This window comes from Bacillus atrophaeus, from assembly GCF_039519175.1.
Classification (GTDB): Bacteria; Bacillota; Bacilli; order Bacillales; family Bacillaceae; genus Bacillus; species Bacillus atrophaeus.
The window spans coordinates 268,544-291,533 of record NZ_CP154443.1; the positions used below are offsets into that span (position 1 = coordinate 268,544).

The 22,990-nt window shown below is 44.5% G+C and carries 22 protein-coding genes; 15 read left to right on the top strand and 7 right to left on the bottom strand.

The window, feature by feature from the left end; genetic code table 11:
* Window positions 1-17: 17 nt before the first annotated feature.
* Window positions 18-1,181 carry an iron-containing alcohol dehydrogenase gene (locus AAHT65_RS01500; protein WP_003327188.1) on the bottom strand — a complete coding sequence of 388 codons (1,164 nt, stop codon included), beginning with the start codon at window positions 1,179-1,181 and terminating at the stop codon, window positions 18-20.
* A 135-nt stretch (window positions 1,182-1,316) separates the two neighbouring features.
* On the opposite strand from AAHT65_RS01500, the gene AAHT65_RS01505 reads away from it, so the two are divergent.
* Entirely contained in the window at window positions 1,317-1,553 is a 237-nt protein-coding gene (locus AAHT65_RS01505; RefSeq protein WP_003327187.1) for a DUF378 domain-containing protein, read from the top strand.
* Between the two features lie 133 nt (window positions 1,554-1,686).
* On the opposite strand, the gene yugI is transcribed toward AAHT65_RS01505, so the two are convergent.
* The 3 genes from yugI to AAHT65_RS01520 form a co-directional block, all read right to left on the bottom strand.
* A complete protein-coding gene (gene yugI / locus AAHT65_RS01510) occupies window positions 1,687-2,079 on the bottom strand; it encodes a S1 domain-containing post-transcriptional regulator GSP13 (protein ID WP_003327186.1) in 393 nt (130 codons plus the stop codon).
* A gap of 198 nt (window positions 2,080-2,277) precedes the next feature.
* Window positions 2,278-3,441 carry an aminotransferase gene (locus AAHT65_RS01515; RefSeq protein ID WP_343310879.1) on the bottom strand — a complete coding sequence of 388 codons (1,164 nt, stop codon included), beginning with the start codon at window positions 3,439-3,441 and terminating at the stop codon, window positions 2,278-2,280.
* The gene (locus AAHT65_RS01520) at window positions 3,442-3,942 is read right to left on the bottom strand and encodes an Lrp/AsnC family transcriptional regulator (protein WP_003327184.1); all 501 of its coding nucleotides are present in this window, start codon (window positions 3,940-3,942) and stop codon (window positions 3,442-3,444) included.
* Between the two features lie 149 nt (window positions 3,943-4,091).
* Between AAHT65_RS01520 and AAHT65_RS01525 the strand changes: the two genes are divergently transcribed.
* Window positions 4,092-4,913: an alpha/beta hydrolase gene (locus tag AAHT65_RS01525; RefSeq protein WP_343310880.1), complete on the top strand. Its 822-nt coding sequence runs from the start codon at window positions 4,092-4,094 to the stop codon at window positions 4,911-4,913.
* A gap of 25 nt (window positions 4,914-4,938) precedes the next feature.
* Here AAHT65_RS01525 and AAHT65_RS01530 read toward each other — a convergent pair whose 3' ends face one another.
* Entirely contained in the window at window positions 4,939-5,199 is a 261-nt protein-coding gene (locus AAHT65_RS01530) for a DUF1871 family protein (RefSeq protein ID WP_061669375.1), read from the bottom strand.
* Between the two features lie 86 nt (window positions 5,200-5,285).
* Here AAHT65_RS01530 and AAHT65_RS01535 point away from each other — a divergent pair, with 86 nt between their 5' ends.
* The 3 genes from AAHT65_RS01535 to AAHT65_RS01545 all read left to right on the top strand — a co-directional run bounded on the left by AAHT65_RS01535 (window position 5,286) and on the right by AAHT65_RS01545 (window position 8,304).
* Window positions 5,286-6,449 carry a MalY/PatB family protein gene (locus tag AAHT65_RS01535; RefSeq protein ID WP_088117864.1) on the top strand — a complete coding sequence of 388 codons (1,164 nt, stop codon included), beginning with the start codon at window positions 5,286-5,288 and terminating at the stop codon, window positions 6,447-6,449.
* A 134-nt stretch (window positions 6,450-6,583) separates the two neighbouring features.
* Complete coding sequence (locus AAHT65_RS01540) at window positions 6,584-7,873, top strand: sensor histidine kinase (RefSeq protein ID WP_106272792.1); 1,290 nt, start codon at window positions 6,584-6,586, stop codon at window positions 7,871-7,873.
* Window positions 7,874-7,917: 44 nt separating this feature from the next.
* On the top strand, window positions 7,918-8,304 hold the full coding sequence (locus AAHT65_RS01545) for a kinase-associated lipoprotein B (protein ID WP_094232688.1): 387 nt from the start codon (window positions 7,918-7,920) through the stop codon (window positions 8,302-8,304).
* A gap of 26 nt (window positions 8,305-8,330) precedes the next feature.
* Here the strand turns inward: AAHT65_RS01545 and kapD are convergent, their stop codons facing one another.
* Complete coding sequence (gene kapD / locus AAHT65_RS01550) at window positions 8,331-8,948, bottom strand: 3'-5' exonuclease KapD (RefSeq protein WP_003327178.1); 618 nt, start codon at window positions 8,946-8,948, stop codon at window positions 8,331-8,333.
* 182 nt (window positions 8,949-9,130) lie between these two features.
* On the opposite strand from kapD, the gene AAHT65_RS01555 reads away from it, so the two are divergent.
* From AAHT65_RS01555 to AAHT65_RS01565, 3 genes are all read left to right on the top strand, one after another.
* Complete coding sequence (locus AAHT65_RS01555; RefSeq protein WP_308729414.1) at window positions 9,131-10,339, top strand: MFS transporter; 1,209 nt, start codon at window positions 9,131-9,133, stop codon at window positions 10,337-10,339.
* Between the two features lie 92 nt (window positions 10,340-10,431).
* Window positions 10,432-12,306: a transglycosylase domain-containing protein gene (locus tag AAHT65_RS01560; protein ID WP_151290262.1), complete on the top strand. Its 1,875-nt coding sequence runs from the start codon at window positions 10,432-10,434 to the stop codon at window positions 12,304-12,306.
* A gap of 20 nt (window positions 12,307-12,326) precedes the next feature.
* Complete coding sequence (locus AAHT65_RS01565; protein WP_088117867.1) at window positions 12,327-12,740, top strand: thiol-disulfide oxidoreductase DCC family protein; 414 nt, start codon at window positions 12,327-12,329, stop codon at window positions 12,738-12,740.
* Between the two features lie 16 nt (window positions 12,741-12,756).
* On the opposite strand, the gene AAHT65_RS01570 is transcribed toward AAHT65_RS01565, so the two are convergent.
* The gene (locus AAHT65_RS01570) at window positions 12,757-13,314 is read right to left on the bottom strand and encodes a DUF5366 family protein (RefSeq protein WP_003327172.1); all 558 of its coding nucleotides are present in this window, start codon (window positions 13,312-13,314) and stop codon (window positions 12,757-12,759) included.
* Between the two features lie 175 nt (window positions 13,315-13,489).
* On the opposite strand from AAHT65_RS01570, the gene malK reads away from it, so the two are divergent.
* The 7 genes from malK to AAHT65_RS01605 all read left to right on the top strand — a co-directional run bounded on the left by malK (window position 13,490) and on the right by AAHT65_RS01605 (window position 22,550).
* The gene (malK, locus tag AAHT65_RS01575; RefSeq protein ID WP_088117868.1) at window positions 13,490-15,088 is read left to right on the top strand and encodes a malate sensor histidine kinase MalK; all 1,599 of its coding nucleotides are present in this window, start codon (window positions 13,490-13,492) and stop codon (window positions 15,086-15,088) included.
* The gene (locus AAHT65_RS01580; protein ID WP_003327170.1) at window positions 15,081-15,788 is read left to right on the top strand and encodes a response regulator; all 708 of its coding nucleotides are present in this window, start codon (window positions 15,081-15,083) and stop codon (window positions 15,786-15,788) included. The genes malK and AAHT65_RS01580 overlap by 8 nt, the downstream gene beginning before the upstream one ends.
* 510 nt (window positions 15,789-16,298) lie before the next feature.
* A complete protein-coding gene (locus tag AAHT65_RS01585; protein ID WP_327853168.1) occupies window positions 16,299-17,378 on the top strand; it encodes a BMP family protein in 1,080 nt (359 codons plus the stop codon).
* 147 nt (window positions 17,379-17,525) lie between these two features.
* Window positions 17,526-19,058 carry an ABC transporter ATP-binding protein gene (locus AAHT65_RS01590; protein WP_343310882.1) on the top strand — a complete coding sequence of 511 codons (1,533 nt, stop codon included), beginning with the start codon at window positions 17,526-17,528 and terminating at the stop codon, window positions 19,056-19,058.
* The gene (locus tag AAHT65_RS01595; protein WP_061570542.1) at window positions 19,051-20,097 is read left to right on the top strand and encodes an ABC transporter permease; all 1,047 of its coding nucleotides are present in this window, start codon (window positions 19,051-19,053) and stop codon (window positions 20,095-20,097) included. Before AAHT65_RS01590 ends, AAHT65_RS01595 begins: the two co-directional genes overlap by 8 nt.
* The gene (gene nupQ, locus AAHT65_RS01600; protein ID WP_010789779.1) at window positions 20,098-21,057 is read left to right on the top strand and encodes a guanosine ABC transporter permease NupQ; all 960 of its coding nucleotides are present in this window, start codon (window positions 20,098-20,100) and stop codon (window positions 21,055-21,057) included. It abuts the gene before it with no gap.
* 152 nt (window positions 21,058-21,209) lie between these two features.
* Complete coding sequence (locus AAHT65_RS01605) at window positions 21,210-22,550, top strand: 2-hydroxycarboxylate transporter family protein (protein ID WP_216412454.1); 1,341 nt, start codon at window positions 21,210-21,212, stop codon at window positions 22,548-22,550.
* Window positions 22,551-22,990: the final 440 nt, after the last annotated feature.

Genomic DNA, 22,990 nt, shown 5'->3' on the forward strand with positions numbered 1-22,990 from the left:
CCCCTTTTTCTCCGTTTTTATAAAGATGCTTTTAAGATAGCGAGAACATCTTCTTTATTTAATGATTTAAACTGTCCGAAGGCGCCATTGGCCATTGCTTTGTCTGCGATCGTATCCAATTTTTCATCAGTGATCTCATAATCAGCAAGTTTGTTCGGAGCGCCGAGGCTTGTCCAAAATGCAGACAGCTTGTCAATGCCTTCAAGAGCAATTTCCTCGTCTGATTTACCAGCTTCGTCAATATCAAAGACACGGACCGCAAGCTGTTTGAAACGGGCAGGATTTTCTGCAAGCACATGTCTCATCCAATTCGGGAAGAGAATCGCGAGTCCTCCCGCATGCGGAATGTCGTATACCGCTGATACAGCGTGCTCGATGTTATGAGTGGCCCAGTCCCCTCTGGCGCCCATTGACAGCATGCCGTTTAACGCGATTGTGCCGGTATACAAAATCGTTTCCCGCAGTTCATAATTCTCAAGATCATTGATCAGCTTAGGAGCTGTTTCAATTACCGTACGTAATAATGATTCACACATCCGGTCTTGGTACGGCGTGTTTGATGTGTGATGGAAATATTGTTCAAATACATGGCTCATCATATCGACCATGCCGTAAATCGTGTGGTCTTTCGGCACGGTAAATGTATTCACCGGGTCAAGAATAGAGAATTTCGGATAAACAAGCGGACTGCCCCATCCGTATTTTTCTTGCGTTTCCCAGTTCGTGATTACAGAACCTGCATTCATTTCAGAACCTGTGGCTGCCAAGGTTAATACTGTGCCGAACGGCAAAGCTTCTTTCGGCTGATGCTTTTTGGTCACAATATCCCAAGCATCTCCGTCATACTTCGCACCCGCGGCAATCGCTTTTGTACAGTCGATGACGCTCCCGCCTCCGACAGCCAGAAGGAAGTCGATATGATGTTCCTTACAGATCGCTGCGCCTTTATTGACAGTGGCAACACGCGGATTCGGTTCAACGCCTCCCAGTTCGTGTACTGTGACGCCTGCTTTATTCAGTAAATCTGTCACTTGTCCGTATAAGCCGCTGCGCTTCACGCTGCCGCCTCCGTATACGAGCAATACGTTTTTTCCATACGGCTTGATCTCTTCCGGCAGCTTTTCAACTTCTCCGCGCCCGAAAATTAATTTTGTCGGGTTCCAATATGTAAAGTTTTGCATGACATCTCCTCCTTAGGTTTTCATTATGCAGAATTTCTCTTTCCGATGTAAAGCAATCAGCTTTTGACATGTATAGTTTCCCCAAACTGTCACAATCTATAAATGTGTCACTTAATTTATGAAGGAGGTTGTACAATGAGCACGATTCAACGAATTGCCCTTGTTTTAACAATTATTGGCGCTATTAACTGGGGACTGATTGGCTTTTTTCAATTTGATTTAGTCGCGGCGATCTTCGGAGGCCAAAGTTCAGCTCTTTCCCGTATCATATACGGTCTTGTCGGAATTGCCGGCCTGATCAATCTTGGTCTGCTGTTTAAGCCAAGTGAGGAAGCTTCACGTGAGGAAGCAGCTAAACCTGAAATGAGATAAGCCAGACAAAATAGCACCGAGGCGTACATATCCGGTGCACCCCCTGAGCTATTTGCTGCCCCGCATTTTTGTATGGAGTGCAGATGCGGCATAAAAAAAAGCACCGAACTTTTATCCGGTGCTTTTTTCATGCTTATTTTTTGATAAGATCTTTGCGGTTTGATTGCTCAATCCACTCTTCAAGCTTATCTTTTAATGTGTTGAAGCCTTGAGGCGCAGATGTTTCTTCTTTTGCTTGCGCAGCTTTAGGTTTTCTTGGCTTGCTTTCTTTTTTCTCCGGCGCAGCTTGAGTTGCACGGATTGAAAGGCTGATTTTACCTTTTTCTTCATCAACTGAAAGTACTTTTACTTGTACTTCGTCACCGATTGAAAGATGCTCGTTAATATCTTTTACGAAACCGTGAGTCACCTCAGAAATATGCACAAGTCCTTGAGTTTCTTCATCTAATGCAACAAACGCACCATACGCTTGTAACCCTGTTACTTTACCAGTGTAAACACTGCCCACTTCAAATTTTGCTGCCATTCATAACAACTCCTAAGTTAAATTAAATATCTGTTTATACGCAATTTAAAATTATATCATACAAGTCCTTTTTTAGCAAAAAAACTTTTTTTGCGTATTTTGGTTTATCAATATGAAGAAGGGGGTATACTGCAAATACCAAAGGCTTTCTAGTATTCCCCCCTTTATTGGATGCGAACTGACAGTTCGTATCTTTTTTTATGTGGTTTGGTTCAGAAATCGTTTCATTCTGGTCAAGGCTTCCTGCAGCTGTTCGATTGAAGTTGCGTACGAACAGCGGATATAGCCTTCACCGCTCGGGCCAAACACATTTCCCGGAACAACGGCCACTTTTTCCTGAACAAGAAGCTCCTCGGCAAACTTCTCAGAGCTCATACCCGTGCTTTTAATAGACGGAAATGCGTAAAAAGCGCCTCCCGGGTGATGGCATTCCAGGCCGATCTCATTGAGTGTATCTACGAATAAGTTACGTCTTCTGCGGTAACTTTTCTTCATTTTCTCTACATCTTCCATGCCGTTTTTAAGCCCTTCCAACGCCGCATATTGCGCCATCGACGGAGCACACATCATGGAGTACTGATGAATTTTCAGCATAGCGTCTCGGATCTCGGCAGGTGCAGCTGCAAAGCCTAATCTCCAGCCCGTCATGGCAAAAGCCTTCGAAAAACCGGATATGACAATCGTCCGTTCCTTCATATCTGTTAACTCGGCCAAGCTTGTAAATTCTTGATCATACGTAAGTTCCGCGTAGATCTCATCGGCCAAGACAATAATATCGTGTTTTTTTGCAAATTCGGCAATATCATTCAGCTCTTCCTTCGAATAAACAGAACCTGTCGGGTTGGAAGGCGAGCAAATGAGGATGGCTTTTGTTTTGTCAGTCACAAGTGCTTCAAAGTCTGCCGCTGTTGCTTTGAATCCGCTGGCGGCTGTGGTATGAAGGTGAACCGGACGTCCGCCTGTCAGTGAAACAAGCGATTCATACGCGACAAAACAAGGCTCAGGGATTATCACTTCTTCCCCTGGATTCAGAATGGCCCGGATTGCGAGATCCAAGGCCTGGCTTGCTCCCACCGTGACAATCAGCTCATGATCGGGTGAATAGTGAAGATCAAACCGGCTGCTCAAGTATCGGCTGATTTCCTCTCTTAACGAGTAAAGCCCGGCATTGGCGGTGTATGATGTGTAACCTTGTTCCAGGGAAAGAATGCTTGCTTCCCTGACATTCCACGCCGTTACAAAATCAGGTTCACCCACCCCCAGTGAAATCACACCCTCCATTGTCGCAGCTAAATCAAAGAACCTGCGGATGCCGGACGGTTTAATCTGCTGTACATATTCGGATAAATAGGACGTGCTCATTTACGGAGACACCACGATTCTTTTGTCGTCGTCTCCTGATTCAAACACCTTGCCGTCATGCTTGTATTTTTTCAAGATGAAATGGGTTGTCGTTGATACGACTGAATCAAGCGTAGACAGCTTATCAGAAACAAAACGGGCAATATCAGACATCGAGCTCCCCCGGATCACGACAGACAAGTCATATACGCCTGACATGAGATAAACGGATTCAACCTCTTGGAATCTGTAGATTCTTTCCGCCACTTCGTCGAAGCCGACGCCCCGTTTCGGCGTTACCTTTACATCTATCATGGCAGTTACGCCTTCATGACCGTCAACTTTGCGCCAGTCAATCATGGCAGAATAGTCAATGATAACCTTTTCTTTTTCCAGTTTATCAATGATGTCTTTTACTTCACTTGCCGGGATGTTCGCCATCTTTGCGATCATATCCACATCGGCACGGCTGTTTTCGTCTAAAATTTCTAATATTTCTGTTTCTTTCTCTGTCAATTTCATTCATTTCACACCTTTGCAATGTCAAGAAATCTTCACGACATTATATCACGTTTCTTGGCGAATGCTAAGAAAAAAAGCCGAGAAACTTCCGCTAGAATTGACAAATTCAGGGCAGAATAAAAGCAGACCGCAAATGGAGTGAGGACAACATGACTGCCGTTACACCGGTAAACCGACTCATCGTACAAGGAATCGATTTATATTATGAGCATTATCGAAATCCCGGCAAGCAGACGCTTGTCTGTATACATGGTTTTTTATCATCAGCCTTCAGCTTCAGGAAATTGATTCCTCTTCTCCGGGATCATTATGAGATCATTGCCGTTGATCTACCTCCCTTTGGCCAATCGGAAAAATCACGGACGTTTTTATATACGTACAGTAATTTGGCGCGGCTTATTATCGGCCTTCTTGAACAATTGCAAATTAAAGAAGCCGCGCTTGTCGGCCATTCCATGGGAGGCCAGATTTCTCTGTCGGCCGCGCTGCAAAAGCCGGAGTTATTCACAAAGGTGGTGCTTCTTTGCAGCTCAGGCTATTTGCAGCGCTCGCACCCAACGATTACTTTCGGGACCCATCTTCCGTATTTTCATCTGTATGTTAAACGCTGGCTTTCAAAAAGCGGAGTGCTGAAAAATTTGCATAATGTGGTGTACAACAAATCTCTGATTGATGATGAAATGATAGCCGGATATGGAAAGCCTTTTACGGATGGCCAGATTTTCAAGGCGATGACGAGGCTGATCCGGCACAGAGAAGGAGATTTGCCGTCTGAGGCATTAAAAAAAATGGAAAAGCCCGCTTTGTTAATATGGGGAAATGAAGATCGGGTGGTGCCTGTAGAAATCGGGAAGCGCCTGCATCAGGACCTGCCCAATTCCGTGCTGCATTCCCTCGAAAAAACGGGGCATTTGGTGCCTGAGGAACGGCCCGAATTCGTATCAGAACAAATTCTTGAATTTGTCAGATGAAAAAAACCGGTATGTCTGCCGGTTTTTAAGGTGTGCAGGAGCTGCTGTCTTTGATGATCAATAGCTGCTCCGCCACTTTCATGCAATTGTCGAGAGGAAGAATCTGTTCAAATGAAGCTTCAAAAATATCCTGAATGGATTCGGCAAGCGCCTGCGGGTTCTCTTTCGCATATACAGCCTGCACGATATCCACAGCCTCAGTTTCATAAAACTCTTCTCCATATTTAAACGGGTCCCACTTTGAAATGATTTTCATCATTTCTCTGACCGCTTGGCTTTCTTCCATATTCATCACCGCTTATAATAAAGTTTGCAAATCTATTTTATCATAGTTATGCAAATAAAAATAAATGAACTCCTGAGGTGACAACAATGAATTTTGATCATAAAGAAAACAGAATTGGCACGCAATCAGTTAAGTGGGATAAGGCCGAGGCTTTATTTGGCACGTCAGACGCACTGCCGATGTGGGTCGCGGATATGGATTTCCGCGCGCCGGAAGCCGTCATAGAAGCGTTAAAAGAGCGCTTAGACCACGGCATCTTTGGGTATACATCGACAGACGCCAAGACGAAAGAAGCCGTCTGCACTTGGCAGAGCAAACGGCATAACTGGCAGGTCGATCCCGCAAACATCACATTCAGTCCCGGAATTGTCACAGCACTCAGCATGGCGGTCCAAGCCTTTACTGAACCGAATGACCAAGTGGTTGTCCAGTCACCCGTCTACACGCCGTTTTTTCATATGGTGGAGAAAAATGAGCGCCGCATTTTACACAATCTTTTAGATGAGGAAAACGGAAGGTATTATATCAATTTTGAAGATCTCGAGGCAAAGCTCAGCGAATCAAGTGTGAAGATGTTTATTTTATGCAACCCACATAATCCTTCAGGCAGGGCATGGAGCCGCGACGATTTGATGAAAATCGGAGAAATGTGCCTCCGGAATGATGTCATTGTCGTTTCCGATGAAATTCATTCTGATCTGATGCTGTATGGGAATAAGCATACGCCGTTCGCTTCTCTTTCTGAGGAGCTTGCCCGAATTTCCCTGACTTGCACGGCACCTAGCAAAACATTTAATATCGCCGGCCTGCAAGCTTCTGCTGTCATCATTCCGGACAGTTATAAACGCGCGCGGTTCACAGCGACGCTGCAGCGCCAAGGCATATCTAATCTGAATGCTTTTGCGGTGACTGCTATCGAGGCCGCTTACTTAAAAGGCGGACCGTGGCTTGATGAACTGATTCCTTATCTCGAAAAAAATATAGATGCGGTTCAATCCTTTTTGCAGGATGAACTGCCAGCGGTCAAAATGATGAAACCTGACGCTTCTTATTTGATATGGCTGGACTTCCGCGCTTGCGGTTTGTCAGATGCAGAATTAAACCAAAGAATGCTGAAGCAGGGCAAAATTATTTTGGAACCTGGAACGAAATACGGAGCCGGCGGAGAAGGGTTTATGAGAATCAACGTTGGGTGTTCTTTGGCCGACGTCAAGGAAGGCCTTCGCAGAATCAAAAACGCATTGCAATAACATTCAAAAAAGAACGCCATTAGCTGAGAAAAAAAGGCGTTCTTTTTAAAGAAAATTTGTTCTGTTGCTTTTATATTTTTCTTTTAATAAGTGTTATAATATAAATATATTTTACATGAAAGGATTTTACACAAATGGAAATTCTAAAAGATTATCTGCTTCACATCTCTTTTATTTTATTTCCTATCTTTCTTTACCAAGCCATCTGGCTGAACAAACCGATCATAACCGCGCCAAAAGCGAACAGCAAACTGGTGACTGCGCTCGCGGCCGTTTCCTCGTGCTTATGCATTATGTATCCCATTCAGGAAATGGAACACCATGTCCATTTTGGACTTCAGACGATTCCTATCATCATCTGCTTTATTTACATAAGCATAGTTTCCGGTCTTATTGTCGCCGCTTCGGCTTCTTGTTTTCAGCTGATGTTCTTTGATTCTTCCGCCTTTGCCTTTTTACTCGCACTTCCTTTTATTATTATTCTTCCTATTTTATTGCAAAAGAAATGGCCGTTTATGTCCAAAACAAAGAAACTGCTGTTTGGCTTTTTCATCGGATGCTGGGAAATCATCTTATTATTCATCTCAATCTTTACTTTTTCCGTACAAAATATTTCCAATTTTCAAAATTTTGGAACATTTGTTTTAAACGGCGCTGTCGCGGGACTCTTTAGCATCTGTGTACTGATGATAAGCATTTATACAATTGAAAGCATTGCTGAAAATATCATCTTGCGCTCACAGCTTATCCAATCAGAAAAAATGACCATTGTCAGTGAGCTGGCCGCCAGTGTCGCTCACGAAGTGCGTAATCCGCTTACAGTTGTCAGAGGGTTCGTACAGCTGCTTTTTAACGATGAATCTCTTCAAAACAAATCGAGTGCAGATTATAAAAAACTGGTGCTGTCAGAGCTTGACCGCGCTCAAGACATTATCACAAACTACCTTGACATGGCAAAGCCGCAATACTACGAAAAGGAAGTATTCGATTTATCCGCGCTTCTTAAAGAGACAGGCTCGCTTATGGTGTCTTACGCCAACTTTAAGTCTGTCGCGATACAGGTTGAAACAGAACCGGGTCTGTCTGTATACGGTGATGTGACGAAACTGAAACAAGCGATGATCAATTTGATCAAAAACAGCATTGAAGCTGTAACGCCCGGAAACGGCTTAATCCGGGTAAGCGCCAAAAGGCACAATCATATGATCCACATTTATATTACAGATAACGGAATCGGCATGACCGATCATCAAATGAAAAAACTGGGCGAACCGTATTACACATTAAAAACCAATGGAACAGGGCTCGGGCTGACCGTCACCTTTTCCATTATCAAGCATCACCAAGGCACAATATCATTTAATAGCAGCTTTCATTCAGGCACCACGGCTGTCATTAAGCTTCCTGCGGATCTCCCCTACTAGAAAATCGGACCCATCTTCTATAGAATAAAAGAGAGGTGAATCAAATGAGTTCTTTTGAGATCGGGTCTTTAGTAAAAGGATTTTATAAAACAGGTGTATACATAGGAGAAATCACCGATTGCAGGCCGCAGCATTACTTAGTCAAAATAAAAGCGGTGCTGACTCATCCGACGCAAGGTGACCTGCACCACCCGAAGCAGGCGGATGTGCCCTTTTTCCATGAAAGAAGAGCGCTTGCCTTCGGCGAACAGACCAATATTACGCATCAGATGGTAAAGCCTTATGAAGGCGAGGTGCCGGATTACAAGGAATCCTTGAAGCAGGCAGTCAGCCGGATGAAAGAACGGCTGAATGAAGATGGATCGGAGTGGGCAAAGCGCTCGCTTCAGAATATGAATGTGTTGGAGAAAGAATACTTCAACAGGAAATAACCCAGTCTGACAGCAGATTGGGTTATTTATGTGGCGCGCCGCAGTACCTCTGACAGATCGATCCGTTCGCCAATCGTCGGCGGCTTTGGTTTTTCGAGATACTGTTTATCCTGTTCGACACGTTTGAACAGCTTATGAGTCGTCAGCGCGTCGTCCAGTGCTTTATGATGGGTTCCCGTCCCTTCATCCCCATACTCTTCGGCAGCCTTCCATAATCCCGTCAGTGTCCGGTCTCCGAAAAAGTTTTTATATTCTAGCGACAAATCTCGCATTTCTCCTTTAAACGGGAAAGGTATATGGTTGAACATGCAGTTTTGCTTCAGCACCTTCATGTCCATATTTCCCCACGTAACAATCGTACAATCCTTCTGCGGGTCCAGCTCGTTCAGTTTCCGGATAAACTCTTCGAATTTCATCCCCTCGTCTACATCCTTTTGGGTAATCTTCAAAAATGATTTACACCGTTTGGTCAGCTTCGGAAACTTCTTTGGCTTAATATAGCTTGAAAACGTCTCAACCACTGCATCATCAACCGATTTTACAATCCCGGCTTCAATAATCTCCGGGAAAAAATTTTGCGGGCTGTATTTTCCTTCGGGCATTGTAAACTCAAAATCAATAATGAGTAAGTTGTTCTGGTCCACTTTTTACACCTGCCTTTCCTCCGATCGGGAAAATGCTATTCTTTATAGTATATCATTTCCCCTTCTCTTACTTTCCTCATTTTCTGAAAATAATGAATTTTCCCATCCGCACTCTTTCTTTTAAATCAATCACCGTTTCTTTATAATTATTAAGGTACCCGAAATAATAAGAAGGTGATGGTATCTCTGTCCGCAAGAAAAATTTCTTGATCATTTGGCTGGCGAATTTTTTCGTGTCAGCCAGCACAACGATGATTGTTCCTTTCCTCTCTTTGTATATTGAAACGCTCAGCACCCATTCGAACGGCTATGTTCAGAGGTGGAGCGGTTACGTGTTCGGCATTACTTTTTTAATGGCTTTTCTGGTGTCTCCGTTATGGGGCCGGTTCGGAGACAAACGCGGTTACAAGAAAATCCTTTTACTGACCGGGTCCGGAATCGCAGTCAGCATTCTATTAATGGGCTTTGTCACATCCGTCCATCAATTATTTTTTCTCCGGATGGCGATGGGTCTTGTAACCGGATTCATTCCGACATCGCTTGCCATGATTTCCGCTCAGACACCTAAAAACACAGCGGGAAAAACGCTTGGAACCCTGCAGATGGGGCAAGTATCGGGAAGTCTGTTCGGTCCCTTATTGGGCGGACTGCTTGCCGACAATTTCGGATTTACGTATACCTTTTTTATTACATCCTTTGTCATTTTTTCAGCCGTGATCCTCGTATTGGCGGGAGTGAGAGAGCAGCCGCTTCACGAACGCGGAAGCAAGCGGGCTTCTTATTCCAGAAAAGAAGTGGTTTCTTATATCTTTCACCAGCCTGCGCTTCTTGTGATGATGCTGCTGACTATGCTGATTCAGATAGGAAATTTCAGTATCCAGCCGCTGCTCGCTTTATATGTAAATGAGCTGCACGGACCTGTAAATTTAGCCTTTTTCTCCGGTTTGGCATTCTCAGCCACCGGACTTGGGAGTTTGCTGCTGGCAAGAAAGTGGGGAGATTTTGGAGACCGCTACGGCCATCATCGGATCTTAATGATTCTTTTGACTGCGGCTGCGGTGTTCTTTATCCCTCAAGCGCTCGCTTCCTCTCTCAGCATGCTGCTCGTTTTCAGGTTTTTATTCGGTATGGCGATGGGCGGGCTGCTGCCTTGTATAACGGCTGCTATCCGCCTTAAGGCTCCCGGCAGCATTCAAGGGGAAGTGCTCGGCTACAATGTCAGCTTTCGATTTTTAGGAAATGTTCTCGGCCCTCTTTTAGGCGGCGTCATATCCAGCCACTTTACGATTTCGGCGGCTTTTTACGTGACAAGCTTTCTCTTTTTCGCCGGAGCCTGCCTGCTTTGGATCACACAGCGGCTGCAAAAGGAGTCGCCTGCCAATGCACGCTGATTTCTCTTAAAAATTCATGATTCTTCTAAATTTAACCTTCTCGTAATCTCAAAAGAGTGGTACGATATGGCTAGAATTTAGGAGAAAAGAGAGTGGCCATGTTACGTTCAATTATCGGATGGATTTTGCTCCTTTGCATAATCCCGTTGTTCGCATTTACATTAATCGCTTCCGGAAAAGAAGTAAAAGAGATGAAATCTCTGGATCAGGTGCTTGATAAAAATATCAATCTCAAAAAAGTCAGCCTTGTGCAAAACAGCTACATGTATGACAGAGACGGCGCCCTCGTATCTGAAATCGTCAGCGATGATGAAAACCGGGTGCTGGTGCCTTATAAGAAGATACCAGAAGAAGTCAAACAGCTGTTTCTGACTTCCGAGGACCGGCATTTCTACGAACATAAAGGCTTTGACTTTATGGGAATGGTCAGAGCCGCTGCGTCCAATGTCAAAGACCAGAAAATCGACCAAGGCGCGAGCACCATTACCCAGCAGTTGTCGAGGAATCTGTATTTAAGCCATGAACGTACCTTCAACCGAAAGCTGACTGAGCTCATGTATTCCTATCAGCTTGAAAAAAAGCTTACGAAGGACGAAATTCTGGAAAGCTACTTAAATACGATTTACTTTAATAACGGCGTTTACGGCGTCGGATCTGCGGCTCAGTTTTATTTCAATAAGCCGCTGAAATCTCTCACTCTGGGAGAAATGGCTTTTATTTGCGCTATACCTAATAACCCTACATTATATGATCCTTTAAAGCATTTTGACTACACGAAAAGCCGTCAAGAACGATTGCTTAACGGCTTGAAAAAAGCAGGAGTCATCACAAACAAACAGCTGAAAAAAGCGCTCAAAGAGGACATTAAGCTTGACGTCGTCCAAAAGAAGAACAAATATCCAGACTATGTTACCTATGTGAATGAGGAATTCACACAATTGGTATCTTCTTCTGAAGGATTCGATAAACGTCTAGCAAAAGCCAATGATAAAGAAAAAGCAAAAATAGAGAAAGAGCTGTCAAAAAAAGTAAGCACTCTATTAAAAGACGGGGTGAAAATCTACACAGCGCTTGATCCGTATATGCAAAATCAAGTCGTCGCCCAGGTCAATCAGAACCTTCCTTATGAAGGTGTGCAGGGCGGTGCCGCGGTCGTTAACCATCAAACGCATCAAATCGTCGCCTTATCGGGCGGGAAAAATTATGCGAAATATGATTTTAACCGCGCATACCAGGCTTACAGACAGCCCGGTTCATCAATTAAACCGCTGCTGGATTACGGCCCTTATATTGAAAAAACGGGTGCCACTGCATCCAGCTCAATTGATGCCAGCAAGTTTTGCAGCAAGGAATATTGTCCGCAAAACTACAATAATCGCACATATGGCACTGTAACGCTGGATACAGCGTTTAAAAACTCGTATAACACACCTGCCATCAGAATGCTGGACCGTGTCGGCGTAAATACTGGATTCAGTTATTTAAAGCCGTTTCACTTTGCTGAACTGAAAGATACAGATTATGTTCTGCCGGCGGCGCTTGGCGGTTTTACAGACGGCATGTCACCGCTTGAAATGACAAACGCGTTTACGACATTCGGAAACAGCGGAAGTTATACGCCGAGCCGCGCGATTACGAAAGTCACTGATTTAAACGGAAAAACCATATTGAAATGGAAAGATAAACCCGTCCAAGTATACAGCATCCGCACCAACAATGTATTAAGGCAGCTAATGGCCTCTGTTGTCAAAAGCGGAACAGGGAAAAAAGCAAATTTCAAAGCTCCTTATGTAGGCGGGAAAACAGGAACCTCGAATAATTATAAAGACATGTGGTTTGTCGGCTTAACAGATACGTACACAATGGGTGTATGGGTCGGAAAAGATAATCCGGGAAGCGTCGAGTATCTTCACAATGCGGGGCCGCAGCTTTCCATTTGGAGAAACACGCTGCAAGCGGCTTATTAAAAGATCGGAGGGGACCTGACATGAAGCATGGTAACATTCCAAATCGCGTGCTGCTGTTTGACGGCGTGTGCAATTTATGCAACGGCGCCGTTCAATTCATTATTAAGCGAGATCCAGACGGTTTGATTTCCTTTTCATCCCTGCAATCAGAAACGGGACAGCAGCTGCTGAAGCTGAACGGGCTGCCGACGGAACACTTTGACAGCTTTGTTTTTATTGAAGACGGCAAAGTCTACACAAAATCTACGGCCGCCATAAAAGTCTTCCGCCATTTACGCGGGGCGTGGCGGTTCTCCGTTGTCCTGTTAGCCGTGCCAAGACCTGTCAGAAACATGGTTTATTCTTTGATTGCCAAAAACCGCTACAAATGGTTCGGCAAGAAAAATGAATGCATGCTCCCCTCCCCTGCAATTAAAAAAAGATTTTTACCGTAATACAAAAATGGCTAGCTTACACAGGTAAGCTAGCCATTATGCTATTATAAAGCTTGATAAATATGAACAAAATGCCAATAATAAACGTAAACCAAAACAGCAGTTCCAGCAGAATGAAGCCGATTAACGAAACCATAGACAGCGTCGAATGGATTTTGTACACAATAAAGATAAAATAAGCAAGTGTGACAACGGCAAAGAGAGCCGCAATCCAAAACACATTTTGGACAAGCGCAAAGGATAAAATGCCTCCGCCTAAATAAATGGCAGCGCCCAGCCTGATTTTTTTCAGGTTGTTTCCCTCAGGGTCTTGTGCAAAAAAGAGAAGCGAAAGCTCCGTCACAGTATTCGCAATTAATTTCAGAGCGGATAAAACCATAAAATATAAAAGAGCAAATGCTGCGAATAACGCGAGTCTGATTCCTTTCTCCGAGAAATACTCCAGCATTCCATCATAAATTCCCAATGAAGACAGAAGCTTCATCGCATAGAGAGCAGTTGAAATGGATAAAGACGAACTAAAGAGCAGGATAGCAATAAGCGGAAAATATCCTGTCAAATATGTATTTTTCATAGTAAAGTCCCTTTCTGTAATCTACCTCATTTATTATGGAGGACTTAAAACGCATTGACAAGATAAATTATTCCATTTTTTTCTCCTTTTTACGAAATAAAGCCCCAAATCTTCACAAACCGGCATTTTGGGAGTAAAGTAGTACGCAGGAATTAAAAACGTGAGGAATGCTTCTATGAAAAAAACGCTGAAACTGCAAACCAGATTAACGATTTTTGTCTGTATCGTCGTCTTAATCGCACTGTTTATCACCTTTTTTACGATCGGCGCCCAAACGTCGCGAAGTATCAGAGAGCAGGAAAAATCCACTGCCCTGCAAACCGCTGAAATGGTTGCGGATGCCCCGATTGTTCCCGATTCATTGGAGAATGGCAAAGATCAAGAGCTGCGCGAATATACATCCCAAGTCCAAAAAATCACAAGCACTGAATTTGTCGTGGTGATGGACATGAACGGAATCCGAAAAACACATCCGAATCCGGACAAAATCGGAAAACGGTTTACCGGCGGAGATGAAACAAAAGCGCTAAAAGGGCATGTTCATATCAGCACTGCCTCAGGTACGCTGGGAAAGTCAATGAGAGCGTTTGTTCCTGTCTATAACAAGGACGGGAAACAGGTCGGAGCGGTAGCTGTCGGCATAACGATCAATGAAATAGATGAGATTATCAGCCACAGCTTACGTCCCCTGTACTTTATTATTTGCGTCAGCATCTTCGTAGGTGTCATCGGAGCCGTCATCGTCGCCCGTACCGTCAAAAACATTATGTATGGCCTCGAGCCGTATGAAATAGCGACACTTCTTCAAGAACGGAGCGCCATGCTTGAATCAACGAAAGAAGGCATACTCGCTGTCGATGAATTAGGAAAAATCAAGCTTGCTAACGCAGAAGCAAAGCGCCTGTTTATTAAAATGGGCATACAGGTCAATCCGATCGACCAGGATGTCAATGCTGTTTTGCCAAAGAGCCGGCTGAAACAAGTGATCGAAACGAAAAAGCCTCTTCAAGACAGAGATATCCGAATTAACGGATTAGAGCTCGTATTTAACGAAGTTCCCATCCAGCTGAAAGGACAAACTGTCGGCGCAATCGCGACATTTCGGGATAAAACGGAGGTTAAACATTTAGCCGAACAGCTTTCAGGTGTTAAAATGTACGCAAACGCGTTAAGAGCGCAATCTCATGAATTCATGAATAAACTTCATGTCATATTAGGCCTTGTACAGCTGAAAGAGTATGATGATCTAGGAGATTATATTAAAGACATTGCCATTCAGCAAAAATCAGAAACAAGTGAAATTATAAATGATGTGAAAAGCTCGGTCCTTGCGGGTTTCCTGTTAGGAAAGCAGAGCTATATAAGAGAGCAAGGCGCGGATTTGGACATACAATGCGACAATGTCATCCCGAACGCGGCTGATCCGTCTGTGGTCCATGAGCTGATTACGATTATCGGCAATCTCTTAAACAACGCCCTCGACGCGGTGTCCAACAGGCCGAAAAAGCAAATATCCATGTCCATGCGCTATCACGAAAAACAGCTGCACATTGAAATTTCAGATACCGGGTCAGGCCTGTCGGCAGAAGACCAAACAAAAATATTCGAACAAGGCTACTCAACAAAAGGAAAAAATCGCGGATTCGGCCTCTATTTTACCCAGCAAAGCATGGAGAACCTGAAAGGCCAGATGATTGTAACCAGTGAAAAGAACGAAGGAACGACCTTCAGTCTTCGCATACCGTACGAATCGAAGGAGGAACAGCATGATTAATGTATTAATAGTTGAGGATGACCCCATGGTGGGTGAATTAAATAAACGCTATTTAAGCCAAATTGAAGGCTTTCAGTTGAAAGGAATCGCCTCTTCCTTTCAAAGCGCGCTGCACGTTTTAGGCGAGCATCATATCGACTTGATTCTGCTCGATATTTATATGCCGGGGAAAAACGGCTTGGAGCTTTTGACTGAAATCAGAAGCCAGAATGAATCGGTCGATGTCATTGTCATCTCAGCAGCGAGTGAGCTTGATGTCATCAAAAAAACACTCCGCTACGGAGCCGTCGATTATTTAATCAAGCCCTTTGAATTTGATCGCTTCCAAACCGCTCTTTCTGACTATCGCCGTAAACAAAAAGTATACTCGACCCACAGAAGCATGAGCCAAAAGGAACTTGATGCGGAGCTTTTTCAGAAAAAAGAAGCGTCTGAAAAAGTGCATCTGCCAAAAGGCCTGACAAAAAGCACGCTGAAACTCATTTGGTCCAGCATACAGTCGTTTGAAGGCGCCTCCTTCACGACGGAAGACCTAGCGAATCATACAGAGATCTCTCAAGTATCCATTCGAAAATATTTAAAATTTTTAGAAGACATTCAAGTGCTGAATGTCGAAATGGCATATGGAACGATCGGAAGACCCGTATTCCAGTACAACGTTAACACGGGAAATGCCAGCGGAATTAAACAATATCTATAAAAAAAGCGCACTGTCCTGCCCGGGACAGTGCGCTTTTTTTGTGCGTTACATCTTATGCCAAAGAGCTTGAAACCTCCCCCGCTTTAAGCTATATAGAAATAACAACGGCATGTCTGATTCATTTTTTTGATATGGTGAGGAGTTTAATTCAGAAAATAGGTATTTTTTAAAAAATTGTGTGAAATTCTATTTATTTATTGCCAGTAAAATGATAAATTATGATTGGTTAGTTGATCCTCATGCATAAGTCATAAGTCACACTTCTGAAAGCGGTGTTCACGTTTTTCCGTAATGGAATGACCCAACATCCATCTCTTCCCCGCCCTTTGATGGAAATTCAAAGAATAATGCCGTATAGGGGAAGAAAGGCCTGCCCTTGATCAAATCTTTTCACTATTATCAGAAAGTTTTCTCGATTCTCATACTTTTTCAACTGCAAACTTTGATCAGGACAACCATCAGCATGACTGCCAGATCAGCACGAACCAAATTATACTGGGGGGTTATATCTTGAATAAACGCAAAATCGGCTTAGCGATGTCACTTGTGGTCGCAGCAGGCACCATTTTAGGGGCATGCGGGAACAGCGAGAAAAGCAGCGGCTCCGGCGGGAACAAAAACAAATTCAGCGTGGCGATGGTAACAGACATCGGCGGAGTGGATGACAAATCCTTTAACCAATCAGCTTGGGAAGGCATTCAAGCTTTCGGTAAAGATAACGGGCTGAAAAAAGGCAAAAACGGATACACCTACCTTCAATCAAAATCCGATGCAGATTATACAACGAACTTAAATAAATTGGCCCGTGAAAAATTCGATCTGATCTACGGCGTCGGCTACTTGATGGAAGATTCTATCAGTGAAATCGCCGATCAGCGCAAGGATGCGAATTTCGCGATCATTGATGCTGTAGTGGATAAAAACAATGTGGCAAGCCTTACATTTAATGAGCATGAGGGCTCTTTCCTCGTCGGTGTTGCCGCAGCGCTGTCCAGTAAAACAGGGAAAATCGGATTTGTAGGCGGAATGGAATCTGAATTAATTAAAAAATTTGAAATCGGGTTCCGTGCGGGTGTACAAGCTGCCGATCCTAAAGCGAAAGTCGAAGTAAAGTACGCCGGAGCTTTTGATAAAGCCGAAGTCGGCAAAGCCACAGCGGAAAGCATGTACAAATCTGGCGTAGACGTCATCTATCACGCGGCAGGCGCTACGGGAACCGGAGTCTTCACAGAAGCGAAAAACCTGAAAAAAGAAGATCCTAAACGCGACGTCTGGGTCATCGGTGTTGACAAAGACCAATACGCAGAAGGCCAAGTGGAGGGAACAGATGATAACGTCACACTGACCTCCATGGTGAAAAAGGTTGATACGGCTGTTGAAGACTTAACGAAAAAAGCGAGTGAAGGCGACTTCCCAGGCGGAAAAACCATCACATACGGATTAGACCAAGATGCGGTAGGCATCTCATCCTCTGACCAAAACCTGTCTGACGATGTCAAAAAATCAGTTGATGAATGGAAACAAAAAATTATCGACGGGCTAAAAGTTCCGTCAACCGATAAGGAACTTAAAAACTTCAAAGCTGAATAAGAGCCCAGGGGATAAGGAGAAGCGAACCCTTATCCCCTGTTTTACTGACAGAGCGGTAAAGGAAAAGCTGCACTTTCTCCTCTGCCGCTTTTCTTTTGCCAGACTCTTTCTAAAAAGCATCTCTACATAAAAGGAGCGGTCAAACCTGTGGAATATATTATTGAAATGCTCAATATACGCAAGGAATTTCCCGGAATCGTCGCCAATGACAACATTACTCTCCAAGTCGGAAAAGGCGAAATTCATGCGCTGCTCGGCGAAAACGGAGCGGGGAAATCAACCCTTATGAATGTTCTGTTTGGCCTCTATCAGCCTGAAAAAGGTGAAATACGGGTTCGCGGGGAGCGCGTCCACATTAACAGCCCAAACAAGGCGAATGAACTTGGAATCGGTATGGTGCATCAGCATTTTATGCTCGTTGATACGTTTACGGTCGCCGAAAATATCATTCTCGGCAAGGAGCCAAAAAAGCTTGGCCGGATAGACCGGAAGCGGGCTTCCCAAGAAGTACAGGAGATATCTGACAGATACGGCCTTCAAATTAATCCGGAAGCCAAGGTATCCGATATTTCAGTCGGAATGCAACAGCGTGCGGAAATATTAAAAACCCTGTATCGCGGAGCCGACATTCTGATCTTCGATGAGCCGACTGCTGTTTTGACGCCTCAGGAGATTAAAGAGCTGATTCAAATTATGAAAAACTTGGTGAGTGAAGGAAAATCCATTATTCTCATCACCCATAAACTAAAAGAAATCATGGAGGTTTGCGATCGCGTCACCATCATCCGAAAAGGACAAGGCATCAAAACACTTGATGTGCAAAATACCACCAAAGATGAGCTGGCCAGCCTGATGGTCGGACGGGACGTCTCGTTCACAACTGAAAAAAAAGCCGCCCGGCAAAGAGGGGAAGTTCTCACACTTGATGCGGTCACTGTAAAAGATATCCGCGGAGTAGAAGCGGTCAGAAAGCTGTCCCTTTCTGTAAGGGCGGGTGAAATCGTCGGTATAGCCGGCGTCGACGGCAACGGGCAGACCGAGTTAATCGAAGCGATCACAGGCCTTAGAAAAACGGAATCTGGAACAATCTCCTTAAACGGAAAGCAAATTCAAAACTTGAAGCCAAGAAAGGTGACAGAATCAGGCGTCGGTCATATCCCCCAGGACCGCCATAAACACGGGCTCGTGCTTGATTTCCCGATCGGAGAAAATATTGCCCTGCAAAGCTATTACCACAAACCTTTTTCGGCAGTCGGCGTTTTAAATAAAAGCGAGATTTATAAAAAAGCGAACAGCCTGATAAAAGAATACGATGTCAGGACGCCTGATGAATATACACATGCGCGGGCTTTATCAGGCGGAAACCAGCAAAAAGCCATTATCGGCCGCGAAGTGGACAGGAACCCGGATTTGTTAATCGCCGCACAGCCAACACGCGGGCTTGATGTCGGGGCCATTGAATTTGTCCATAAAAAGCTGATTGAACAGCGCGACGCCGGAAAAGCCGTTCTCCTTCTTTCTTTTGAACTGGATGAAATCATCAATCTCAGTGACAGGATTGCGGTCATATTTGAAGGCAGCATTATCGCAAATGTAAATCCGCAAGAAACAACGGAGCAGGAGCTCGGCCTCTTGATGGCAGGAAGTACGCACAAGGAAGCGGGGAAAGCAAATGTATAAACGTCTCTCTCATTTACTCATTCCGCTGATCGCCATTATTCTCGGGCTGTCAGCCGGGGCAGTGATTATGCTTGCCAGTGGCTACAGCGTTGTCAGCGGATATTCCGCCTTGTGGAATGGGATATTCGGCGAAATTTACTATATCGGCGAAACGGTGCGCCAGGTTACACCGTATATTTTATCCGGCTTGGCTGTAGCCTTCGCATTCAGAACCGGTCTTTTTAATATCGGTGTTGAGGGCCAGCTCCTTGTCGGATGGACGGCTGCCGTGTGGGTCGGAACGGCATTTGACGGCCCGGCGTATATTCACCTGCCGCTTGCTCTGATTACAGCAGCTGCCGCCGGCGGTTTATGGGGTTTCATTCCCGGATTTTTAAAAGCGCGCTTCTACGTTCATGAGGTAATCGTCACCATTATGATGAATTATATTGCGCTGCATGTGACTAATTATTTGATCTCAAATGTGATGACAGACAATCAGGATAAAACAGAGAAAATCCATGAATCGGCCTCCCTCCGCTCTCCTTTTTTTGAGCAGATTACCGATTTTTCGCGCCTTCACTGGGGGATTCTTGTCGCGCTTCTCGCGGCTGTTTTGATGTGGTTTATCATCAATAAAACAACCAAAGGATTTGAGCTTCGGGCAGTCGGCTTCAACCAGCATGCTTCTCAATATGCCGGAATGAGCGTGCGTAAAAATATCATGACCTCGATGCTGATATCCGGAGCTTTTGCGGGCCTTGCCGGCGCTATGGAAGGTCTCGGAACTTTTGGTTACGCCGGAGTGAAAGGGGCATTTACAGGCGTAGGGTTTGACGGAATCGCCGTGGCTCTTCTCGGAGGAAACACAGCCTTAGGCGTTGTGCTTGCGGCTTGTCTGTTAGGCGGACTGAAGGTCGGTGCTTTAAATATGCCGATTGAATCGGGCGTGCCGACAGAAGTTGTCGACATCGTAATCGCCATTATTATTTTATTTGTTGCGTCCAGCTATGCCATCCGTTTGATGCTGGAGAAATTGAAGAAAAAGGGGGCAAAATAAGTGGACTTCCTGCAAATTTTATCAATCATTGTCCCGGCCACGCTTGTGTATGCAGCCCCGCTCATTTTAACGGCGCTCGGAGGTGTCTTTTCCGAGAGATCAGGCGTAGTAAATATCGGCCTTGAAGGGCTGATGATCGTCGGCGCCTTCACCAGTGTCTTATTCAACTTATTTTTTGGGCATGATCTCGGGGCAGCCGCACCTTGGCTCTCGCTTTTAGCGGCTATGATTGCCGGCGCGCTGTTTTCGCTCATTCACGCAGTCGCCGCGATTTCATTTCGGGCGGATCAAACCGTCACCGGGGTAGCGATTAATATGCTCGCATTAGGGGCCACTTTATTTATCGTAAAGCTCATCTACGGAAAAGCGCAAACCGATAAAATCCCCGAACCCTTTTATAAAACGAATATCCCGGGTTTAAGCGATATTCCCGTGTTAGGAAAGATTTTCTTTTCAGATGTGTATTATACATCTATCCTCGCCATCGTGCTGGCCTTTGTTTCTTGGTTTATTCTGTTCAAAACACCATTCGGCCTTCGCATCCGGTCAGTCGGCGAGCATCCGCTGGCGGCTGATACTATGGGGATCAATGTATATAAAATGAGGTATATCGGTGTCATGATAAGCGGACTGCTAGGCGGTCTCGGCGGCGGCGTGTATGCTTCTACGATCGCACTTGATTTTACACACTCCACCATTTCCGGCCAAGGTTTCATCGCGCTCGCCGCACTTGTTTTCGGAAAATGGCATCCAATCGGAGCGCTCGGGGCGGCATTGTTTTTCGGTTTTGCGCAAAGCTTAAGCATCATCGGCTCGCTGCTTCCGCTTTTCAAGGACATACCGAACGTGTATATGCTGATTGCACCTTATGTATTAACCATTCTCGCACTGACCGGTTTTATCGGCCGTGCAGATGCGCCGAAAGCTAACGGCGTCCCTTATATTAAAGGAAAACGTTAACTCACCCTCCCCCGGAAGCATGTTCCTGGGGATTTTTTTCTATGACAATATACCCTTTTAATTTAATTTTTTATTGATTTTTTAATTTAAAAAAATATAAATTGTTAACGCTTTCTTTTACACTGTAACAAACGACATGGGGGTGTATGACAATGGGAGCTGTCAATAAAACAGAGGTGGTTTCACCTGATGTACCGCAAAAGAAAAACCTGTTTCAAAAAATATGGACATGGGAAATCGGTGTGATACCTCTGCCATTATATACAGTTTTAGCAGTTATTATTATTCTTTCAGCTTATTACAATGAGCTGCCGGCAAACATGCTTGGCGGATTTGCCATCATCATGATACTGGGTGTTTTTCTCGGAGATATCGGCCAGCGCATTCCGATTTTAAAAGATATCGGCGGACCGGCTATTTTGTCTCTGTTTGTTCCTTCTTTTTTGGTGTTTTTTAAGGTGTTAAACCCCGCCTCTTTAGACGCGGTTACGAATTTAATGAAAACATCGAATTTCCTTTATTTCTATATTGCTTGTCTTGTTGTAGGAAGTATCCTCGGTATGAACCGAATTGTATTGATCCAGGGATTTATCAGAATGTTCGTCCCTTTGGTCGCCGGTACGCTTGCTGCGGTGGCTGCGGGTGTGCTTGTCGGTTTAATTTTTGGCTACAGCGTGTACGACTCCTTTTTCTTTGTGATCGTTCCGATTATTGCCGGGGGAATAGGTGAAGGAATTTTACCTCTCTCGCTTGCGTACTCGCAAATCTTGGGTTCTTCAGCCGACGTATACGTGTCTCAGCTTGTGCCGGCTGCAATCATCGGAAACGTTGTCGCCATCATCTGTGCAGCTTTGATGAAAAAATTAGGCGAAAAACGACCGGAGCTTAACGGCAACGGGCGCCTCGTGAAATCGAAGCAAGCAAATGATATCTTCAACCAGAAGGAAGTTGAAGCAAAAATTGATTTTAAACTAATGGGTGCAGGAGTTCTGCTTGCCTGTACATTCTTTATCTTCGGTGGATTATTAGAAAAATTCATTTTCATTCCCGGCGCGATTTTAATGATCATTTCGGCAGCGGCAGTGAAATATGCGAATATCCTGCCGAAAAAGATGGAAGATGGAGCTTTTCAGCTTTACAAATTTATTTCTTCAAGCTTTACATGGCCTCTTATGGTAGGCCTCGGTATTTTGTTTATTCCGTTAGATGACGTGGCGTCTGTAATTTCGATTCCATTTGTTATCATCTGTATCTCAGTAGTCGTTGCCATGATTACATCCGGATACTTTGTGGGCAAGCTGATGAACATGTACCCTGTCGAATCTGCAATTGTCACCTGCTGTCACAGCGGACTCGGCGGAACAGGAGATGTCGCGATTTTGTCCGCTTCAGGAAGAATGGGCCTTATGCCTTTCGCTCAAATCTCAACCCGTCTCGGCGGAGCGGGAACAGTCATTTCAGCAACGATCTTACTGCGCTTTTTCACTTCATAGTATACCGGAAAAGAGTTCTGCCCTTGCGGCAGAACTCTTTTTTATCGTGTGACAATCCTCATATACTCCCGCGGCTCGAATGGAATATGCTGAGATTCCGTTTCTTTTATCCCATCTGTCAGATGCTCTGCGAGAAAAAAACGTTCCCATTCATCCACACTTACGGATGAGCGTCGACCTTCATATTTATTCATGATGAATGTTCCCGCTGTTATCGAACAAAATAAGACAGAACATACGGCGGCTTTTCTTCTCATCTTATCAGCTCCCTGTTAACAGCATGAGCCAGGGACAAATTGAATATACAAACAGATTGATTTTTGTTAAACTTAATTTGAGTTCAAAGGACCTTATAAACCTCATTTTCCCGCATTGCATCATGACATCCGTATAAAATGTGCGTTATAATTTGGACTGGGTCGTTTGACTGTTTATTCTTA